Origin of the sequence: Halobaculum sp. MBLA0143 (assembly GCF_041361465.1) — an archaeon.
Taxonomy (GTDB): Archaea; Halobacteriota; Halobacteria; order Halobacteriales; family Haloferacaceae; genus JAHENP01.
Genome location: NZ_JBGKAC010000001.1, coordinates 1392335 through 1409574 on the forward strand (window position 1 = coordinate 1392335; position 17240 = coordinate 1409574).

Annotated in this window: 16 protein-coding genes and 2 tRNA genes; 5 read left to right on the top strand and 13 right to left on the bottom strand. The window is 68.4% G+C overall.

Annotated elements, in window-relative coordinates:
• Positions 1 to 9: 9 nt before the first annotated feature.
• From RYH79_RS07155 to cmk, 7 genes are all read right to left on the bottom strand, one after another.
• Complete coding sequence (locus RYH79_RS07155) at positions 10 to 396, bottom strand: YccF domain-containing protein (protein ID WP_370897629.1); 387 nt, start codon at positions 394 to 396, stop codon at positions 10 to 12.
• A gap of 291 nt (positions 397 to 687) precedes the next feature.
• Positions 688 to 1347 (bottom strand): recombinase family protein, encoded by a 660-nt coding sequence (locus tag RYH79_RS07160; protein ID WP_370897631.1) that lies wholly within the window; start codon positions 1345 to 1347, stop codon positions 688 to 690.
• A gap of 230 nt (positions 1348 to 1577) precedes the next feature.
• Positions 1578 to 1784 carry a polysaccharide transporter gene (locus RYH79_RS07165; RefSeq protein WP_370897632.1) on the bottom strand — a complete coding sequence of 69 codons (207 nt, stop codon included), beginning with the start codon at positions 1782 to 1784 and terminating at the stop codon, positions 1578 to 1580.
• Positions 1785 to 2044: 260 nt separating this feature from the next.
• Positions 2045 to 2115, bottom strand: a tRNA-Pro gene (locus RYH79_RS07170).
• Between the two features lie 58 nt (positions 2116 to 2173).
• Entirely contained in the window at positions 2174 to 3301 is a 1128-nt protein-coding gene (locus RYH79_RS07175; RefSeq protein WP_370897634.1) for a succinylglutamate desuccinylase/aspartoacylase family protein, read from the bottom strand.
• Between the two features lie 67 nt (positions 3302 to 3368).
• Positions 3369 to 4283 (bottom strand): RNA-guided pseudouridylation complex pseudouridine synthase subunit Cbf5, encoded by a 915-nt coding sequence (locus RYH79_RS07180; protein ID WP_370897636.1) that lies wholly within the window; start codon positions 4281 to 4283, stop codon positions 3369 to 3371.
• A gap of 1 nt (position 4284) precedes the next feature.
• Positions 4285 to 4863, bottom strand: coding sequence for a (d)CMP kinase (cmk, locus tag RYH79_RS07185; protein WP_370897638.1), 579 nt, complete (start codon positions 4861 to 4863; stop codon positions 4285 to 4287).
• Between the two features lie 143 nt (positions 4864 to 5006).
• On the opposite strand from cmk, the gene RYH79_RS07190 reads away from it, so the two are divergent.
• Positions 5007 to 5513 carry a bifunctional nuclease family protein gene (locus RYH79_RS07190; protein WP_370897640.1) on the top strand — a complete coding sequence of 169 codons (507 nt, stop codon included), beginning with the start codon at positions 5007 to 5009 and terminating at the stop codon, positions 5511 to 5513.
• 37 nt (positions 5514 to 5550) lie between these two features.
• Entirely contained in the window at positions 5551 to 5967 is a 417-nt protein-coding gene (locus tag RYH79_RS07195) for a DUF7346 family protein (protein WP_370897642.1), read from the top strand.
• A 61-nt stretch (positions 5968 to 6028) separates the two neighbouring features.
• Here the strand turns inward: RYH79_RS07195 and rad50 are convergent, their stop codons facing one another.
• From rad50 to RYH79_RS07215, 4 genes are read right to left on the bottom strand one after another with little or no spacing between them, the layout of a single operon-like run.
• Complete coding sequence (gene rad50 / locus RYH79_RS07200) at positions 6029 to 8719, bottom strand: DNA double-strand break repair ATPase Rad50 (protein ID WP_370897644.1); 2691 nt, start codon at positions 8717 to 8719, stop codon at positions 6029 to 6031.
• Complete coding sequence (gene mre11, locus RYH79_RS07205; RefSeq protein ID WP_370897646.1) at positions 8716 to 10317, bottom strand: DNA double-strand break repair protein Mre11; 1602 nt, start codon at positions 10315 to 10317, stop codon at positions 8716 to 8718. The genes rad50 and mre11 overlap by 4 nt, the downstream gene beginning before the upstream one ends.
• Positions 10314 to 10724: a DUF7966 family protein gene (locus RYH79_RS07210; RefSeq protein WP_370897648.1), complete on the bottom strand. Its 411-nt coding sequence runs from the start codon at positions 10722 to 10724 to the stop codon at positions 10314 to 10316. Before RYH79_RS07210 ends, mre11 begins: the two co-directional genes overlap by 4 nt.
• A gap of 26 nt (positions 10725 to 10750) precedes the next feature.
• Positions 10751 to 11380 (bottom strand): PAS domain-containing protein, encoded by a 630-nt coding sequence (locus tag RYH79_RS07215; RefSeq protein ID WP_370897650.1) that lies wholly within the window; start codon positions 11378 to 11380, stop codon positions 10751 to 10753.
• Between the two features lie 237 nt (positions 11381 to 11617).
• Here RYH79_RS07215 and RYH79_RS07220 point away from each other — a divergent pair, with 237 nt between their 5' ends.
• Entirely contained in the window at positions 11618 to 14350 is a 2733-nt protein-coding gene (locus RYH79_RS07220) for a GAF domain-containing protein (RefSeq protein ID WP_370897652.1), read from the top strand.
• Between the two features lie 7 nt (positions 14351 to 14357).
• Here the strand turns inward: RYH79_RS07220 and RYH79_RS07225 are convergent, their stop codons facing one another.
• Both RYH79_RS07225 and RYH79_RS07230 read right to left on the bottom strand, forming a co-directional pair.
• The gene (locus RYH79_RS07225) at positions 14358 to 15005 is read right to left on the bottom strand and encodes a class I SAM-dependent methyltransferase (protein ID WP_370897654.1); all 648 of its coding nucleotides are present in this window, start codon (positions 15003 to 15005) and stop codon (positions 14358 to 14360) included.
• A 774-nt stretch (positions 15006 to 15779) separates the two neighbouring features.
• Positions 15780 to 15854 (bottom strand) — tRNA-Arg (locus tag RYH79_RS07230).
• A 282-nt stretch (positions 15855 to 16136) separates the two neighbouring features.
• On the opposite strand from RYH79_RS07230, the gene RYH79_RS07235 reads away from it, so the two are divergent.
• Positions 16137 to 16739, top strand: a complete 603-nt coding sequence (locus RYH79_RS07235) for an RAD55 family ATPase (protein WP_370897656.1) — start codon at positions 16137 to 16139, stop codon at positions 16737 to 16739.
• A gap of 67 nt (positions 16740 to 16806) precedes the next feature.
• Positions 16807 to 17229: a CoA-binding protein gene (locus tag RYH79_RS07240; RefSeq protein ID WP_370897658.1), complete on the top strand. Its 423-nt coding sequence runs from the start codon at positions 16807 to 16809 to the stop codon at positions 17227 to 17229.
• Positions 17230 to 17240 lie beyond the last annotated feature (11 nt).

Consider the following 17240-nt stretch of genomic DNA (forward strand, 5'->3'; position numbering starts at 1 on the left):
GGGTCTCGATCAGTACCGGTACAGCGAGACAATCGCTGGGAGTTTGCTGTACATCCCGATCGCCAACGGGAGGCCGATGATCGTAACCGAGACGATCCACGCCACTGCCATCCAGAGGCCACTCACCCACCACCCGACGAACACGAAGTACACCGCGCGGATAGGGAGTGAAACCTGTTCCTTCGAGTTCGTGCCGTCGCCGCCGACCTCCATCGTCCGAGACTTCAGCGAGACGATCCACGGGACTTTATTGATCATCTTCAGTCCGAGTGGCGTTCCGATGATCGTCAAGTTCAGGAACCACGCCAGCGAGAGCCAGACCCCACTGAGCCAGCTCCCGATGAACACGAACCAGACCGCCCGTACGATTACCGACGGCGAACTCCCGTCTGACATAATATATTATATCTGACTATACGTTATGATTCTTTTTGTATCCCGCTGTCACAGGTAGATCGATGTCGGAGAACGGCCGGTTCTCCGTCACTCGACGGGGTCAGTTGTCGTTAAGTAGGATCCATCCACCTACGACCAATTCGATGCTCCCCGGGATTGCGGCGACAGCGATCAACCGTGCTACCGGCCCGAGGTTCGGCCCCCAGGGTACGATACTGAGCATCTGGAAGACTACGACTGCGGCGAGGAGGCGACCAACGAGCCAGACGGCGAGTTCTCTCAACATTGTTCCTACAACCCGTACAGTTCCAGCCGATCCAGAGACCGGTTGATCGTCGCGCGACCACAGTCGAGTCGGTCGGCGGCCTTCCGCTTCGAGAGGTTGTCGTTCCGCACCATGCCGAGCACGGCGACGACCTCGTGGTACTCGTCTCCCTCCACCAGACGACCGTCGTCCTTCTGGAACCCGAGCGGAGCTGGTCCGTGACTGTAGTCGTCCTCGCGCATCCGGGCCGCGAGGCCCTCCTTCGTCCGCTGTTGGATCATGTCCGCCTCGTACTCGGCGAAGATGCCGAGCATCCGGTGCATGGCCCGTTGGAACGGGTCGTCCTTCGAGTCTGGATCGAGGACGATCGACTCCGAGACGATATGGAACTCGACCCCGTGGTCCTCGAGTCGGCCTGCCGTCCGCTCAAGGTCCTGGATCGAGCGAGACACGCGGGTGATCGAGTGTGCGACGACCGCGTCGATCTCACCGGCCTCGGCGTCGCCCATCGTGGACTGGAACCCAGACCGGTCGGTGTCAGTCCCCGTGCTCTCGTCACGGTACACCTCGATCTCCGCGAGGTCGGCGTCGACTTCGCGTTCCGCGTGCTCGGTCGTGCTCTCCAACTGCCGGTCGAGGTTCTGGTCGGGCGTGCTCACCCGGACGTAGCAGGCTACCCGGGGCACACTCGTGGACACGGGGGGTGTCTATATAAAAATCAAGCAGTTGTGAACAGACTGTACGAGAACATACGTGCGTAGACAGGGTCAACCGACGAGAGGCTACGGTCGTGCCTCACCGCGGTCGATACGGTTGCACCGATCACACCGCCAGCACTCCGTCGAGGATCGCTGGAGGAACGCGACCGACTCCCTCCACTCGTGTCCGAGCACCAGACAGACCACCGACGAGAGGTTCAATCGACCACCTCGTAGGTCTGGTCGAAGATCTCCGAGTCGCAGGGGTAGAGTTCGTCGTCTACCCCACGGATCAGTACGTCACCGGAGTGACCGACGATCGTCCCCTCGCGGGTCTCGATCCCCCTCTGCTCGTCGAGTCGCCGGGCCTCGACGACTCTGGGGAGCTCGCGTACGGAGACGAACTCGTCCGTAGGGTCGCCCATCGGAGAACACCTCGGACGGCGAGACTCCCTCGGGGAGACAACGTCGCCCCGGTGAACGGGTCGACGAACGGCCGGAGTTCACCGTCGGTGTCGAACAGCGTCTCGACGGAGATCTCGCGAGAGACGGTGACGACTGCCTCGTTGGCCTCCGGACGAACGTCACACTCGACGGAGCGGTCGATACTACTGCTCACGCGGACCACCCCGACGCCGTCGGGTGTTACTTTCGCTGTGGTGTACTGCTTCGACTAAATTCCGAATGGGACCGCCGTGATTCGAACACGGGTCCGACGCACCCCATGCGCCGAGGATACCGCTACCCTACGGTCCCGCACCCCAACAGACAGCAGGAACCGACTTGAGGGTGTCGTTTCCGACACGCCCGCGGCTCACACCCCGTCGCCGGAGTCAGCTTCGCCGTTACCCTCCTCCTCACGTGGTGCGACCAACACCCCGTCGTCGCGGACCGCAGTGCTCGCTACCGCCTGTCCCTCGTAGACGGCGACTCCCTCGCTGTGGCCGATCACGTAGCCGTCGGCGTCGGCGGTCACGGTCTCGCGGACCTCGCCGTGGGGCGACACCACCTCGGCGACGGTGTCGCCCGTCTCGAACGCCTCGCCGGGCGCGAGTTTGTGGCGGACGAGCCCGGCGGTCTCCGTCCGCGGCCCGACGAACCGCCGGACCGGGAAGTCGACGGGTGCGTCCGGGACGGTCGCGCCCGGGGCCGCGACGCCGCCGGGCTGTTCGTCCAACAGGCCGAACTCGACGGCCGCGCCGACGACGGCGGCGACGCCGGCGCGTCTGGCCGCCTCCGAGACGACGCTGTGGCCGCCCAGCTCCAGCGTCACCGCCGGCACGCCCGCGGTGTTGGTCGCGGCGCCGGCCGTCGACCGTTGGAGCGACTGGCCCAGGTACTCCGCGGCGGGGTACTCCCGGAGCGGCGGCAGGCCGACGGCGTCGGTCAGCCGGTCTAACTCCGCCGCGATCGCCTCCGCTTCCGCCTCCGTTCGGACATCGCCGTACAGCACGCGGTCCCGGATGACGAACGGCACGGAGCCGACCTGTGCGGTGTGGCAGTCGACGAGGAGGTCCGCCGAGTCGGCGAACGCCTCGTACAGCGCCGTGTCGATCCGTTCCTGTGTCTCGGGTGGGCGTTCGTCCTCGCGGTCCGTGTCCGGGAAGTAGCGGTTGGGGTCGTCGTCGCCGTAGTAGGTCGTCCGTTCGTTCCGCCGGACGCCCGCGGGGCTGACTATCGGGACGACGACGACCGCGCCCGCGAGGTCGGCGGCGCGGTCGCGGACCAGTGCCGCGGCGTCCTGTGCGACCGCGACGCCCGTCGCTTCGTCCCCGTGGACCCCGCCGGTGACCCACAGCGTCGGCCCGTCGCCGGTGCCGTTGGCGACCGTCACCGGGAGCCGTTCGGTTCCGCCGGTCGGGAGCTCGGTGACCGGGAGCCACCCGTCGTCCGCCTCGCCCGGAGCCGCCGCCGCCGTGCCGACCGCGATGTCGTCTGTCACGTTCTACTGTCCACTCGCCGCGGTGAAAGAGCCACGGACCGCGGAAACGCGGGAGAACGACGGCGCGTCAGACTAGGACCCGCTCCAACGACACCACCTCGCCGCCGTCGGCCTCCGGATCACCCACGAGCGTGCCGAGAGCGACGACGCTCCCGTCGGGGGTCAGACAGGCGACGAGATCACCGTCCGCGGGCGGGCCGGTCGTCGCCTGGTCGCCGACAGTCACGGGCGCCGGCGGCGCGGCGACGGACAGCACACCCGGGGCGTAGACGGGCGCGCCTTCGGCGACCTCGCGGGCGGCGCTGTCGGCGATCACGACCCGCGGGAGGTGCCGGAGGGCGCGTTCCGCCGGGGCGACCGCCGCCGCCAACGGCTCGGGGTCGCCGTCGTCGTCGAACGCCAGCGCGTCCACGAAGTCGTGGAGCGTCACGAGGTCGGTGTCGCCGAACGGGTCCGTCCCGGTCCGCCGGAGGTTCCCCATGTGCGCGCCGGTGCCGAGCGCCAGCCCGAGGTCGTGACACAGCTTCCGGACGTACGTCCCGGACTCACACCGGATCCGGAGGAGGAGTTTGCGTTCCCGGCGGTCCAGCACCTCCAGTTCGTGGACGGTTCGTCTGCGGAGCTGCCGCCGGACGGCAGACTTCCGCGGGGGTTTCTGGTACAGTTCCGTCTCGAACTCCGCGAGGACCGCCTCCGTGTCGGCCGGGGCCGTGCGGTGGAGCTCGAGTACGGCGACGTACTCCTTCGCACCCTCCAAGAACACCTGGGCCAGCCGGGTGGCGTCCCCCAACAGGATCGGGAGACAGCCGGTCACTTTCGGGTCGAGCGTGCCGGCGTGGGCGGCGCGGTCGACACCGGCCGCGTCCCGCACCCACGCCGTCACCTCGTGGGCCGACGGTCCCGGCGGCTTGTCCAGGTTGACGACGCCGAACGACAGCCGGTCGCGGGGGGTCCGTTCGTCGGGAGCCGGGCGCAGTGACATTTCAGAACTCGTAACGGACCCCTTCGACCGGGGTCTGGCCCTCGTCGCTCGCGGGGTCGTGAGCGTCGACGGCGTCGATCAGGAGCTCCGTCACCGCCGACTCGCTCCAGCGACTCGTGTTGACGACCAGATCGTAGATCGACCGGTCGTCGATGTCGATGTCGTAGTACTCCCGGTAGCGCTTCGCCTCGCTGTCCTCGCGGCGACGCGTCTCCTCGCGGGCGACTGCCAGGTCCTTGGCCTCGCGGTCGACGATCCGACCGACACGCACGTCCAAGGGTGCGTCCAGCCAGATCCGCACGTCGGCGTGTTCGGCGGCGAGCCAGCCGGCCAGCCGCGACTCCAACACGAGGTCGTCGCGTTGGATCGCCGTCTCGCGGAGTCGACGGTCCAGGTCACGGTCGATCTGGTCGTCCTCCTCGGCGAGTTCGTTGAACTCCACGGGCGACAGCCCTCGCTCGTCTGCCATCTCGCGGAACGTGTCTCCCCCGGAGACGTGGTCGAGGTCGAACGCCTCCGCGAGCTGTGCCGCGGTCGTGGACTTCCCGCTCCCCGGCGGTCCGGAGATCGTAATCAACATATCACAACTCCACGCGGTCGGTACAAGTGACTGTCCTTTCGGGTGACGCCCGCACCCGTCGGCACCGTTCGTCGGGCCCCGGGGGCGACCGGCCGTGCCGGGCCTGGCGGCACCTATTCGTACCCCCCGTTCGTACGGAAGGTATGAGCCACGAGGCAGAGATTGCCGGAATCGGCGTCGGCGTCGGTCCCGACGGCGACGAGGTTCCGGCGGTCATCCTTCGAGCGCGCGAGCAGCTGCTGCCGATCTTCGTCACCCGCGACCAGGCCAACTCCGTCCGGATGGGTCTGTCCGACCGCGTGTTCGAACGACCGCTCACCCACGACCTCCTCGTCGAGATGGTGACGGAGTTCGGCGGCGCCGTCGACGGGGTCCGGATCGACGACCTCACCGACGGCACCTTCTACGCGAAGATCGACGCCGAGTCGTACGACGCCGGCCAGAGCCGCGAGTTCGTCTTCGACGCCCGGCCCTCGGACGCCATCGCGCTGGCGATCCGGTTCGAGTGCCCGATCACCGTTGCCGACGAGGTGTTGGACGCCGCCGGCCAGCCTCCGGACAGCATCGAGATCGAGTCCCGCAGCGACGGCGTGTTCCCTCACTCCCCGGGCGAGGAGGACCGCGACGAGAGCGACTTCCGGTACCGATAGCGACACCCACTTCTCCCGCGGGCGTCCACCCGAACCCGTGCAGACTGTCACCGACGAGGACGGCGAGCGACTACTCGTGGTGAAACGCGCCGCCGAGGCCACGCTCGTGCGCGACCCCGAGACCGGCGAGGAGTCGTACCGAGAACCCGAGACGCTCACGCCGACTGACGACGCCCCGTTGTCGACGGCTGCCGACGCCGTCGACCCCGCCGTCCGGCGGGCCGTGCTCGCCTGCCCGGACGACCGCGCACTCGGTCTCCTGGTCGAACTCGTCGACCGCGGGCCGACGGCCGCCGAGACGCTGACGACTGCCTACGACCTGTGTGAGTCCGACCTCTTGGGGCTACTCGGGGAGTTCCGCGCCGCCGGTCTGGTCCGCGAGGCGACCGTCGCCGGCCGACCGGGCTACGAGCCGACAGACGACGGAGAACACGCCGTCTCCAGGCTCCGGTGACGACCGAGAACACGCCGTCGCTAGACTGCGGTGACGACGGCGAGAGGAGCCGACGCCGCCGTCAGTCGTCTGCCGTCGGCCGCAGATCCGCCAGCGACGCCGCCTCCAGCCGCTCGACGGACGAGCGGTTCGTCGTCGGGTCCTTCTCCACCCGCACGAGGTCGTCGGCCGCGTCCACCAGTTCGTCGTCGTGTGAGACGATCAGGATCTGGGCGACGCCGAACCCTCGCATCTGTTCGACCAGATCGACCAACCGCGAGACGTGGCCGTCGTCCAAGAACACCGTCGGTTCGTCTAAGATCAGCGGCGGCGTCGGGGCCGCCCCCTCCACCCCCTCGGCCAACAGCCGGTAGATCCCACACCGCAGCGAGAGGTTGAACAACGCCCGTTCCCCGCCCGACAGCTGTTCGGGCGCCAGCGCCTGGCCGTCCTTCTGGTACACCGTCAGCTCGTACTGGTCGTCCAGTTCGATGTGAGAGTACGCGTCGTTGCCGTACACCAGATCGAACGTCTCGTTGAGCCGTTGCTCCAGAATGTCGACGTGACGGCGGCGCAGCTCCCCACGGAGGTCGGCGTACGTCTCCTCCAGTTCGGCCGTCTCCTCGCGCAGCGTCTCCAACGCCTCCACCTCCGCCGCCAGCGTCTCTCGTTCTTCCCGCAGTTCGTCCAGTTCGTCCAGTTCGTTGCGGACGGCGCCGATGCCGTTCGTCACCTCGTCGCGGCGCTCCCGGAGCTCCGTCAGCTTCCGATCCACCTGCTCGATGTACGACTCCGCGTTCGACAGCCGCTCGCGGGCAGTCTCGACGGCCTCGTCGTCGACGGCGGCCGCGAGTTCTTCGCGCCGTTGTCGTTTCTCCGTCAGCCGTTCGCGCCGTTCGTCGTTGCGGCCGGCCAGCCCGTCGCGGCGTTCCTCCAGCCGGTCCACCTCCGCGGCTGCCTCGCGTCTGGCCTCGCGCACGTCGTCGATCCGGTCCAGCCGCTCGGTGGCCGCCTCGAGGCTCTGGAGTCGACGGTTGCAGTCTGCCACCCGTTCGCGGGCCGTCTCGGCGTCGTCTGCGGCCGCCTCCGCGTCTGCCTCGGCGTCGGCCGCCTCCGACTCGAGCCGGTCGGCCGTCTCGCAGTGCTCGTCGATCCGTTCGCGCGTCTCCGTCACCCGTTCGTCCGTCTCGTCGATCTGTTCGTCCAACAACGACAGCGTGTCTTCGACCCCCTCCAGGTCGCGTTCCGTCTCCCGGAGCGCCTCCGCGCGGTCGCGCCGCTCCCGCAGTTCCTCGCGCTCGTCTTGGAGCGCCGACAGCTCCGACTCCAACTGCTCGACCCGGTCGCGTCGCTCGTCTAAGGCGTCGACGTGTGGCGACCCCTCGACCGGCTGACCACACTCCGGACAGTTGCCGGCCGCGAGCAGTTCCTCCCCACGGTCGACGGCACTCCGCGCCTCCTTCAGGTCCGTCCGGGTGTCCTCGATCGACTCGCCCAGCTGGGACAGCTCCGTCTGGATCGACTCCCGGAGCGACGCCGCCTCGCCGACTGCGACGGGGGCGTCGTCGAACTGCGCGCGCAGTTCGTCCCGCCGGTCGGCGGCCGTCTCTCGACGCTCACGCCGTTCCGACAGCGTCTCCTGCAGCTCCGACAGCCGGCCGCGGAGTTCCTCGGCCCGTTCGCGTCGCTCTGTCGCCTGCTCGCGCCGGTCGGCGGCCGTCTCCCGGCGTTCCTCGGCACGGTTCTTCGCCTCGGTGGCGTCGTCACGCGCGTCTAGCAGTTCCTCCCGTAGCTCCGACTCCCGGTCGGACAGCGTCTGGCGGCGGGCCGCGACCGTCTCCGGGTCGCCGTCTTCCACGTCCGCCGCGGCGACCGCCTCCGACAGCTCCGTCGCCCGTTCCTCCCGTCGCTCGCGGGCGTCTGCCAGCTCCGACTCTACCTCGCGGCGTTCCGCCTCCGTCTCGCGGATCGCCGTCTCCAGGTCGTCGATCTCCGTCTCCAACTCCGACAGCTCCGCCCGGCGGTCCTCGTACGCCGCGAGGGTGTCTTCCGCCTCCGACCGTGTCGTCTCGGCCTTCTCGCGCTCGGACTCGAACCGTTCGATCTCCTCGTCGAGCTCGGCCCGTTCCGACTCCAGCGCGTTGAGCCGTTCCGTCAGGTCACGCGACTCCTTACGCTCGATGCGTTCGTCGAGGTTCTCCAGCGCCCCCCGGCGCCCCTCCAACACGTCGCCGACGCCGAGTCTGGCCTCGCCGGCGCGGTCGCGGTACTCCTCCAACCGGCCGAGTTGGAGCAGGTCGTCGACGGTGTCCTGACGGTCGGCCGGGCTCGCCTCGATCAGTTCGTTCACCTCTCCCTGCTTGACGTACGCACAGCTGACGAACGCCTCGGCGTCCATCCGCAGGAGATCCGTCACGAACGCCCGCACGTCCGTCGCCCCCTCGCGGAGGAGTTCCCCGTCGTCCGTCTCCAGGGTACAGGTGGCCGTGCTCGCCCGGTCCCCGTACGTCCGCACTTCGCGGGTGACGTGGAACCTCTGGCCGTCGTGACGGAACCACAGCTCCACGTCCGTCTCCTCCGTGCCGTTCGTGATGACGTCGTCCAAGGTGCCGTCTAGGGCGTTCGACCCGTACAACGCGAAGAAACACGCCTCCAACAACGACGACTTCCCGCTGCCGTTGAGCCCGTGGACCACCGTCACCCCCTCCGACAACGACACGCTCGCGTCGCCGTACGGCTTGAAGTTCCGGAGCCGCAGGCGTTCGAAGATCACGTCAGGTCCTCCATCGTGAGCTGAGCGGTGTCGTCGGCGTCGTCGGTGTCGTCCGTGTCGTCTGTCGTCTCCACAGTGTCGTCAGTGTTGTCAGTGTCGTCCGTGTCGTCTGTCGTCTCCACAGTGTCGTCAGTGTTGTCAGTGTCGTCCGTGTCGTCTGTCGTCTCCACAGTGTCGTCAGTGTTGTCAGTGTCGTCCGTGTCGTCTGTCGTCTCCACAGTGTCGTCAGTGTTGTCAGTGTCGTCCGCGTCGTCTGTCGCCTCCACAGTGTCGTCAGTGTTGTCAGTGTCGTCCGCGTCGTCTGTCGTCTCCACGGCGTCATCGGCGTCTTCCGCGTCGTTCGCGTCGTGTGTCGTCTCTGCGGTGCCGTCGGGGTCGTCTGCCGTCTCCACAGTGTCGGTGTCGATGTCGTCGTCCGTCGTGTCACCGTCCGCCGCCACGTCGTCGTCTACCTCTGCGGGTCCGGTCGTCGCCACGTCGTCGACGAGACTGTCGGCGTCGAGTCGTTCGCGGACCCGGCGGGTGACCCGCTCGCGGACGTTGCTGTCCGTGACCTCGTCGTCGCGGACGAGCTCGTCCACCTCGCGGGCCGGCACGGAGAGGTCCGTCTCCGCCAGCCGTTCGCGGACGGCACGGTCCGGATCGGCGAACTCCACGGACGCCGTCGCCGTCTCCGGGTCGACCTCCCGGCGGTCGTTGACACGGGCGACGAGCGCCCCACGCTCCGTCGCAAACGACTCCACCTCGGCGGGGGTGACGGTCTCGCCGTCGCCCTCGACTTCCACGATCACGACCGCGTCCGTCAGGTCGCGTTCGCGGAGTCGGTCGCGGACGCGGTCGACCCCCTCGCCGGGCCCCAGTTCAACGTCGACGAACACGAACGGCCGGGTCTCGATCGTCCGGCGACGCACGTCGACGGTCGCGCCGTCGGCGTCCGTCTCGAACCGGACGACGTTGTACCCCCGCGGGTCGCGCTCGCTGGCGGAGGCGCGCTCCGTCGACCCGGGGTACGTCACCCAGGTGTCGTCCACCTGGGCCGTGTCGGGCGTGTGGTTGTCGCCCAGCAGGACGGCGTCGAAGTCGACGGTCGACTCCGACAACACCGTCTCCGTCTCCCAGTCGGCGTGCGGGAACGGGGTGAACAACCCGTGGGCGACGAGGGCGGCCGCCGCGGCGTCGTGGTCGGCGAACTCGTAGTCCAGTTCGTCCCGGCGAGCCTCGGGGACGTGATCCAGGCCGTAGAAGGCGGTGTCGCCCACGACCGTCGGCTCGTCGCCCAGCCGGGTCGCCAGCCCCAACGACTCGAACAGGTCGAGCCACTGGCCGCCGCGGGTGGACTCGTGGTTACCGACGACCGCGAGGAACGGCACCGCAGCCGACTCCAACTCCCGGAGCAGAGACAACACACCCAGCAGATCCGGCAACTCCGGCCGACGGTCGTGGAACAGGTCACCCGCGTGGACGACGGCGTCGGCGTCCGTCTCCACCGCGTCCGTGACCACTCGTTCGAAGGCGTCCACGAAGTCCTGCCGGCGCTCCGGCGAGTGGTACTGCCGGTAGCCGACGTGTGTGTCCCCCGTGTGGACGATACGTGTCACGATTCTCGGTAGTCGCGGCGGGAACCTAACCGTTGTGTCGTTCTGTCGTCGTCGTCCCACCCGGTCGCACGAGCCAGCCGCGCGAACGCCCGCAGGGTCGCCGTCGCGCGTGCTCGCACTCGCGGGTCGCCCCCGCCGTCGGCGAGCCGCCGGAGATCGCGGAGCCCGCCGTCGCACCGGAACGCCGCCGCCCGCCGAACGTCCGTCAGCGCCGCCTCGCCGCGGGCCACCGCCCGTTGGACGGAACGGCCGCGGGCCACCGGTCGCTGGGCGGCACGGTCGCAGGCGGTCGACCGCTGGGCGGCGCGGCCGCTCGTGGTCTGTCGTCGCCGGCCGTCCGTCTCGGCGCCCGCGTCACCCGTCTCGGCGTCCATCTCGCTCGTCTCCCGGACGTGTGTCACTCGCACGGGGTCGGTAGCCGCGTCACCCGTCTTCAAAGTTCAGTCGTCGCGTCGGCTCCGACGGCGTCCGCCTCCTCGGGGCGACCCTCCGGCCACGCGACGGCAGCCTGGAGTCCGAACCAGTTCTCGACGGTGCCGTCCGCCCCCGTGACCGGCACCAACGAGACGCGGTTGTCGAACGGGACGCCGTCGGCCCGTTCGTTGCGGATCTCGACGGTGACGGGCTCCCAGGTTCGCAGTGCCTCCACGAAGTCGGCGACCGACTCCCGGTCGGTCGCGTCGGTCTGGAGGAGTCTGGGGTTCTGACCCGCCAGCGCCGCGGCGTCGTACCCCGTCAGCGCCCGGAACCCGGCGTTCGCGTACAGCAGGGGGTTGTCGTGGTACGCCGCGCCGGTGAGGGTCACGCCGATTGGGAGTCGGTCCACCACCCACGCACGCCAGGCCAGCCGGCGCTCGCGGGGGGTGTCGACGGCCTCGGCGAACGCCCCCAGCGAGGCCCCGGCCGGCTCCGTCGACAGTCGGTCGCGGGCCGTCGCCGCTCCCGCGACCGACGCCCCGTCGAGTCGATCGGACAGCCGTTCCCGGAACGCCGCCTGCTCACCGCCGAGTGCCGTCCGGAGCCAGTCTCGCAGCCCCGGCCGCGGCGACGACGCCAGTGTCACAGTCGCGTCAGGTGCGCCCCGGTCGTAAGCGTCTCGGATCGACGCCGGGCGGTCACGACCCGTCGTCGGGCGGATTCCGTCCGTCGGCACGAGCACCCCGTCGTACACGAGCGAGTACAGGTCCGTTACCGCACTGACTCACCTGGCCGTCACAGCCTCGTCGTGACACACGCCGTCAGATGTGCCCTTCGAGGGATTCGGGACAATCGTTTTCAACCCACACACATAGGTAACTATATGGCGGACCCGATACGGGTGCTCCACGTCGACGACGACGCGGGGTTCGCCGACCTGGCGGCGACGCTGCTCGAACGGGTCGACGACGCTGTAACGGTAGAGACGGAGACAACGGCGGAAGACGGGCTCGCTCGCCTCGACGACGGGGAGTCGTTCGACTGTGTCGTCTCCGACTACGACATGCCTGGCCTCGACGGAATCGAGTTCCTCGAACGGGTTCGGGAGCGCGAACCGGACCTGCCGTTCCTCCTGTTCACTGGGAAAGGGTCGGAGTCGATCGCCGGAGAGGCGATCTCCGCGGGGGCGACGGACTACCTCCAGAAGGACAGCGGGACGGAACAGTACGAACTCCTGGCCAACCGAATCGTCAACGCCGTCGAACAGTACCGCGCCAGCCGGCGGGCCTCGGCGTCCCGCCGCCGTTACTCCGCGATGTTCGAGTACGCGACGGACGCCGTCGCCTGGACGGAGTTCGACGGTGACACTCCGGTGATCCAAGAGGCGAACCCGGCGTTCGAGGAGACGTTCGGCGACGGCTCCCCGTTGGTCGGCCGACCGTTAGACGAGATCGTCGCCGACCCACGGCGCCGCGGGGCGGCGCGGGAGGTCAGCCGCGAGGTGACGGACGGGAACGTGATCGAGCGCGAGGTGACACGCGACACCCCCGACGGGCCCCGGGAGTTCCTCCTCCGAGCGGTGCCGGTCGATGCCGCCGCCGCCGAGGTGACCGCCAGCTTCGCGCTGTACACGGACATCTCCGAGCAGAAGCGTCGCGAGCGACAGTTGGAGGCGCTCGGGCGCCAGACGACCGCACTGCTCGACACCACCTCCCCCGTCGAGACCGCTCGGGTCGCCGTCGAGACCAGCGAGACGGTCCTGGGGGCGTCGCTGTGTGGCGTCCACCTCCTGTCTGCCGACGGCCAGACGCTCCGTGGCGTCGCCGCGACCGACTCCGTCTACCGAGAGTTCGGCGAGACGCCCGACTACGACCGCGACGAGGACAGCGTCGCCAGCCGACTGATCTGGAGGGTGTTCGACACCGGAGAGCCGGTCGTGATCGACGACACGACCGCGGACCCGGCGCTGTCGGCGGCGACGGATGTCGGCAGCGCGATCGTCTACCCGTTGGGCGACCACGGCGTGCTCGTCGTTTCGGCGCCCGAGCCCGGCGCGTTCGACGCCACCGACGAGTTCCTGACGGACGTGCTCGCCGCGTCGCTCCGCACCGCCCTAGACCAGGTGTCCGACGAGGCGCGGCTCCGTGCCCGAGAGGCGGAGCTGGCCGCCAGCCGCGACCGGTTCCGCGCACTGTTCGACAACCTCACGCAGCCGACCGTGGAGATAGACTTCGAGACGGGCGAGCCGATCGTCGTCGGCGTCAACGAGGCGTTCGAGTCCGTGTTCGGCTACGACGGCGACCGGCTCGTCGACGAGTCGCTCAACGACCACCTCGTCCCCGACGAGGAGTCGGCCCGCACGGAGGCGACGGCGTTGGACGAGCGGACGATGGCCGGTGAACGGGTCGAGCGCGTGGAGGTGTCCCGCGAGACCGCGACCGGCACCCGGGAGTTCCTGCTCCAGACGGCCACCTACGACGACGGCGCCGGCGGCTTCGCGACGTACGTCGACGTGACGGACGACCGACGCTACGAGCGGAAGCTCACGGCGTTGAACGAGTTCGCGGCCGCGCTCGCCGACGCCGGCTCCGTCGACGAGATCTACGAGCGGACGGTCGCGGCCGCCGCCGACACGCTCGCGTTCGACTGGTGTGTCCTCACCACCGTCGCGGACGGCGCCTTCCGACTCCAGGCCGCCTCCGAGGGCGCACCCCAGAACGTCGACGAGTACCTCCTCGACCCCGATCAGGGGCTGGCGGGCCGGACCGTAGAGACCGGGGACAGCTACATCACGAGCGACACCCAGGGCGACGGTCGGGCCGACCCGGTCACGGAGGCGTTCCGCTCCGGACTGACCGTGCCGGTCGGCGACGACGGCGTGTTCCAGGCCATCTCCGCCGAGCCCGACGCCTTCGACGAGACGGATCTCGAACTGGCGGAGCTGCTGTGTGCCCACGCGGCCGCGGCCGTCAGCCGCCGTAGCCGGGAACGAGAGCTGGAGCGCCAGAACGAACGGCTCGACCGGTTCGCCGACGTAGTGACACACGACCTCCGGAGCCCCCTGAACGCCGCCGCCGGTCGGGTGGAACTCGCCCGAGAGACCGGCGACGACGAGCACCTCGCGGCCGCACAACGCGCGCTCGACCGGAGTGGCGCACTTGTCGACAACGTGCTCGCGCTCGCCCGCGAGGGCACCGCCGTCACGGAGCCCGAACCGGTCGACCTCGCCGACGCCGCCCGCGAAGCCTGGGAGACGACCACCGCGCCCGGCACCAGACTCCGGGTGCAGACTGATCGGGTCGTCCGTGCCGACCGGAGCCGACTGTGTCGGCTGCTGGAGAATCTCCTCCGCAACGCCGCCGAACACGGCGGCGAGACGGTGTGTGTGACGGACACGCCGACCGGCTTCGCGGTCGAAGACGACGGGCCAGGCGTCCCCGCGGCAGAGCGTGACCGCGTGTTCGAGTCCGGCTACTCCACCGACCGCGACGGCACCGGGTTCGGGCTCGCCATCGTCTCCGAGATCGCCGACGCCCACGGCTGGGAGATCAGACTCGCGGAAGGCGGTGGAGGGGGTGCGCGGTTCGAGATCGACGGCGTGGCGTTCGTGGGCTGAGTCTCACTCAGGGTGACGGTGGACGAGCGACGACACCCGTGAACGGAGGGAGCCGCCATCGGCGGCGACCGACGACGTCCAAATCTGACTGCTCGACGACTTTCGCCGGATCGTCGTACAGTCGACACCCGACACGTCGGTACTCCTCTTCGGCACTCCGTTCCTGCAACTCTCCGAGGGGTCCGAACTGCCACTTGTGGTGCTCGAGAAGTCGAACTTGTCCAGATGGCTTGCAGACACGCCCCATCTCGTTCAGAGCCTCGATCGGATCTGGGAACGTGCAGGTCGACAGCGCGGAGACGACGTAGTCGAACGAGCCGGCCTCCAACGAGAGGCGTTGGGCGTCCATCTGTTGGAGCCCCACACGCCCATCGAGTTCGGTCGCTCCGTCACGAGCGACCTCGAGCATGTCCCCGCTGATGTCGACACCGAAGACCTCGGCAGACTCGGGGAAGTGCCGAAAGTTCGTTCCAGTTCCGCAGGCAACGTCGAGAACACGGCCGTCGACGTCGCCGAACTGGTGTCGGCGGGTGCGAGCAGCGATGCGCCGTTTGATCCGAGAGGTCGTCTCGGCTTCGTCGTGGTCGTAGGCGTCTCTGATCTCCGTCGCAGACTTTCCCGACCGACGTCTGAGTTCCTCCGGCGTGTCCGACATCTTCGGCCGGGTAGTAGTACAGTCGTGTCAAAAAGATTATTGAATTAGTCAACGTCTGGTGCGAATATCTGGGTGAACCGAGTGGTCACTCACCGGGCGGCTGGGTCTCTTCCTGCATCGGAACGACCGTCTCGACTTCCTCGCCAGGCTAGCTCGGCGATCTCGTCTCGCGTGGGCGGCTCGACTGCCACACGCTCTCCCTCGGCGGTGGAGAGGGGACCCACCGTGACTCGACGCTCGTGGGACACCGCCCGGACGACGTGGTAGCAGACACGCGACTGCTTGCAGTACTCGGATTCGGCGTGGCGGCGTCGGTCGGTCTCGGAGTTCACGGTGACGGCACGGTCGTGGCAACGTGTTGCCGGACAGGGGTTCGGCGACCGTCTAGAGGGCCGCCTTTCGTCGTTCGAGGGTCCAGACTGCTCGTCCTCGGTGTACTGCCCGGCGAATCTGACCCGAGAGTGGGCGAATGCTGCAGGATTCGAACCTCGGTCGCTCACTCCGTTCGCTCCCTGATTCGAATCCTTCGGCCCAGTTTCGACTCCTCACTCCGTTCGTCGTCGGAAACGTGGGCGCTGCAGGATTCGAACCTCGACTGCACACTCCGTTCGCTCCCTGATTCGAATCCTTCGGCCCAGTTTCGACTCCTCACTCCGTTCGTCGTCGGAAACGTGGGCGCTGCAGGATTCGAACCTCGATCGCACACTCCGTTCGCTCCCTGATTCGAATCCTTCGCGCTACCGTCTGTTCGTCGCTTCGCTCCTCGCAGAACGATGGGCGCTGCAGGATTCGAACCCGCGGCAGCTTGGTCCGAAGCCAAGTACTCTGTCCAGACTGAGCTAAGCGCCCTCACTCCCTCGTAGCGAGTCACCCTTTTTCAATCCCGCGGTTCGAGCCCGCGGCTCGCCCGACACATTCAGGTTTCGCGCCCGCCGAGTGCACAACATCGGTAGACAGAGACCGACCCTCCCTCGGGGAGCCAGCCACCGACGACCCCGGGGTCGTCTATCGCCAAGCAAAAAGAATAATACTGGCTCACAGTATGAATGTGATAGTAGATGAGTTCCCCATCGGCGGTGTGGCGCTCGCACAGCCGGTCGGGAGCGGCGGAACCGTCGGAGGAGAACACGAATGTATGAGGTAGGGCCGCTGGAGACGCAGATCGAACCGGGGTCGAACGTCCTGATCTCTGGGCCGTCGATGACGGGCAAGCGCGACCTCGCCCTGGACATCCTGGGCGAGGGAACGGACGACGGCGAGGGAGCGATCTTCGTCACGACGAAGGACGGTGCAGACAGAGTGTTGGAGCTGTACGAACAACGGACGCCGTACGACGGCAAGCCGGTGGCGGTCGTCGACTGCGTCACCCGACAACAGGGCGGGAACGTGCGCGACGACGACCGTATCAAGTACGCCTCCTCCCCGGTCGACATGACGCGAATCGGGATCCAGCTGTCGGAGTTCCTGGAGGCGTTCTACCAGGAACGGAACATCCGACAGAATCGAGTGGCGCTCCACTCGCTTTCTACGTTGTTGATGTACTCCGACCTCCAGACTGTCTTCCGTTTCCTCCACGTGTTCACCGGTCGGATCCAGAGCGTCGACGGGCTCGGACTGTACGTCATCGACTCCACCGCCCACGACGACCAGACGATGAACACGCTCAAGCAGCTGTTCGACGGCGTCGTCCGCACACACGAGGACGACCCGGTGGAAGTCCGTCTCGCGGAGTGACCCGGGTCCAGCGCGTCCGACACACACCACCCGTTCGTTTACGCCCGTCGAGCGTCTGCGCTCGACTGTGCCAGTGACAGACGACGCCGGACTGCGAGAACTGCTCTCGGCCGACACGGTCGCCGTCGTCGGCTGTTCGACCACGCCCGGCAAGCCGGCACACGACGTGCCGCGGTACCTCCGGGAGCACGGCTACGAGGTGGTTCCGGTCAACCCGTACGCCGACGAGGTCTTCGGCGTTCCCGCGGCCGACGGGCTCGCGGACGTCGACCGCGAGGTCGCCCTCGTGAACGTGTTCCGTCCGAGCGAGGAGGTGCCGGGGATCGTCGACGACGTGCTCGCTCGTCGGGAGCGCGTCGGCGACGCGTGGGGGCTGTGGCTCCAGCTCGGGATCGAAGCCGGCGACGCGCTCGCACGCGCGGAGACCGCCGGGCTCCGGGCCACACAGGACCGGTGTCTGAAGGTGGAACACGGGCGGCTGATCGACTGAGACCGCGACGT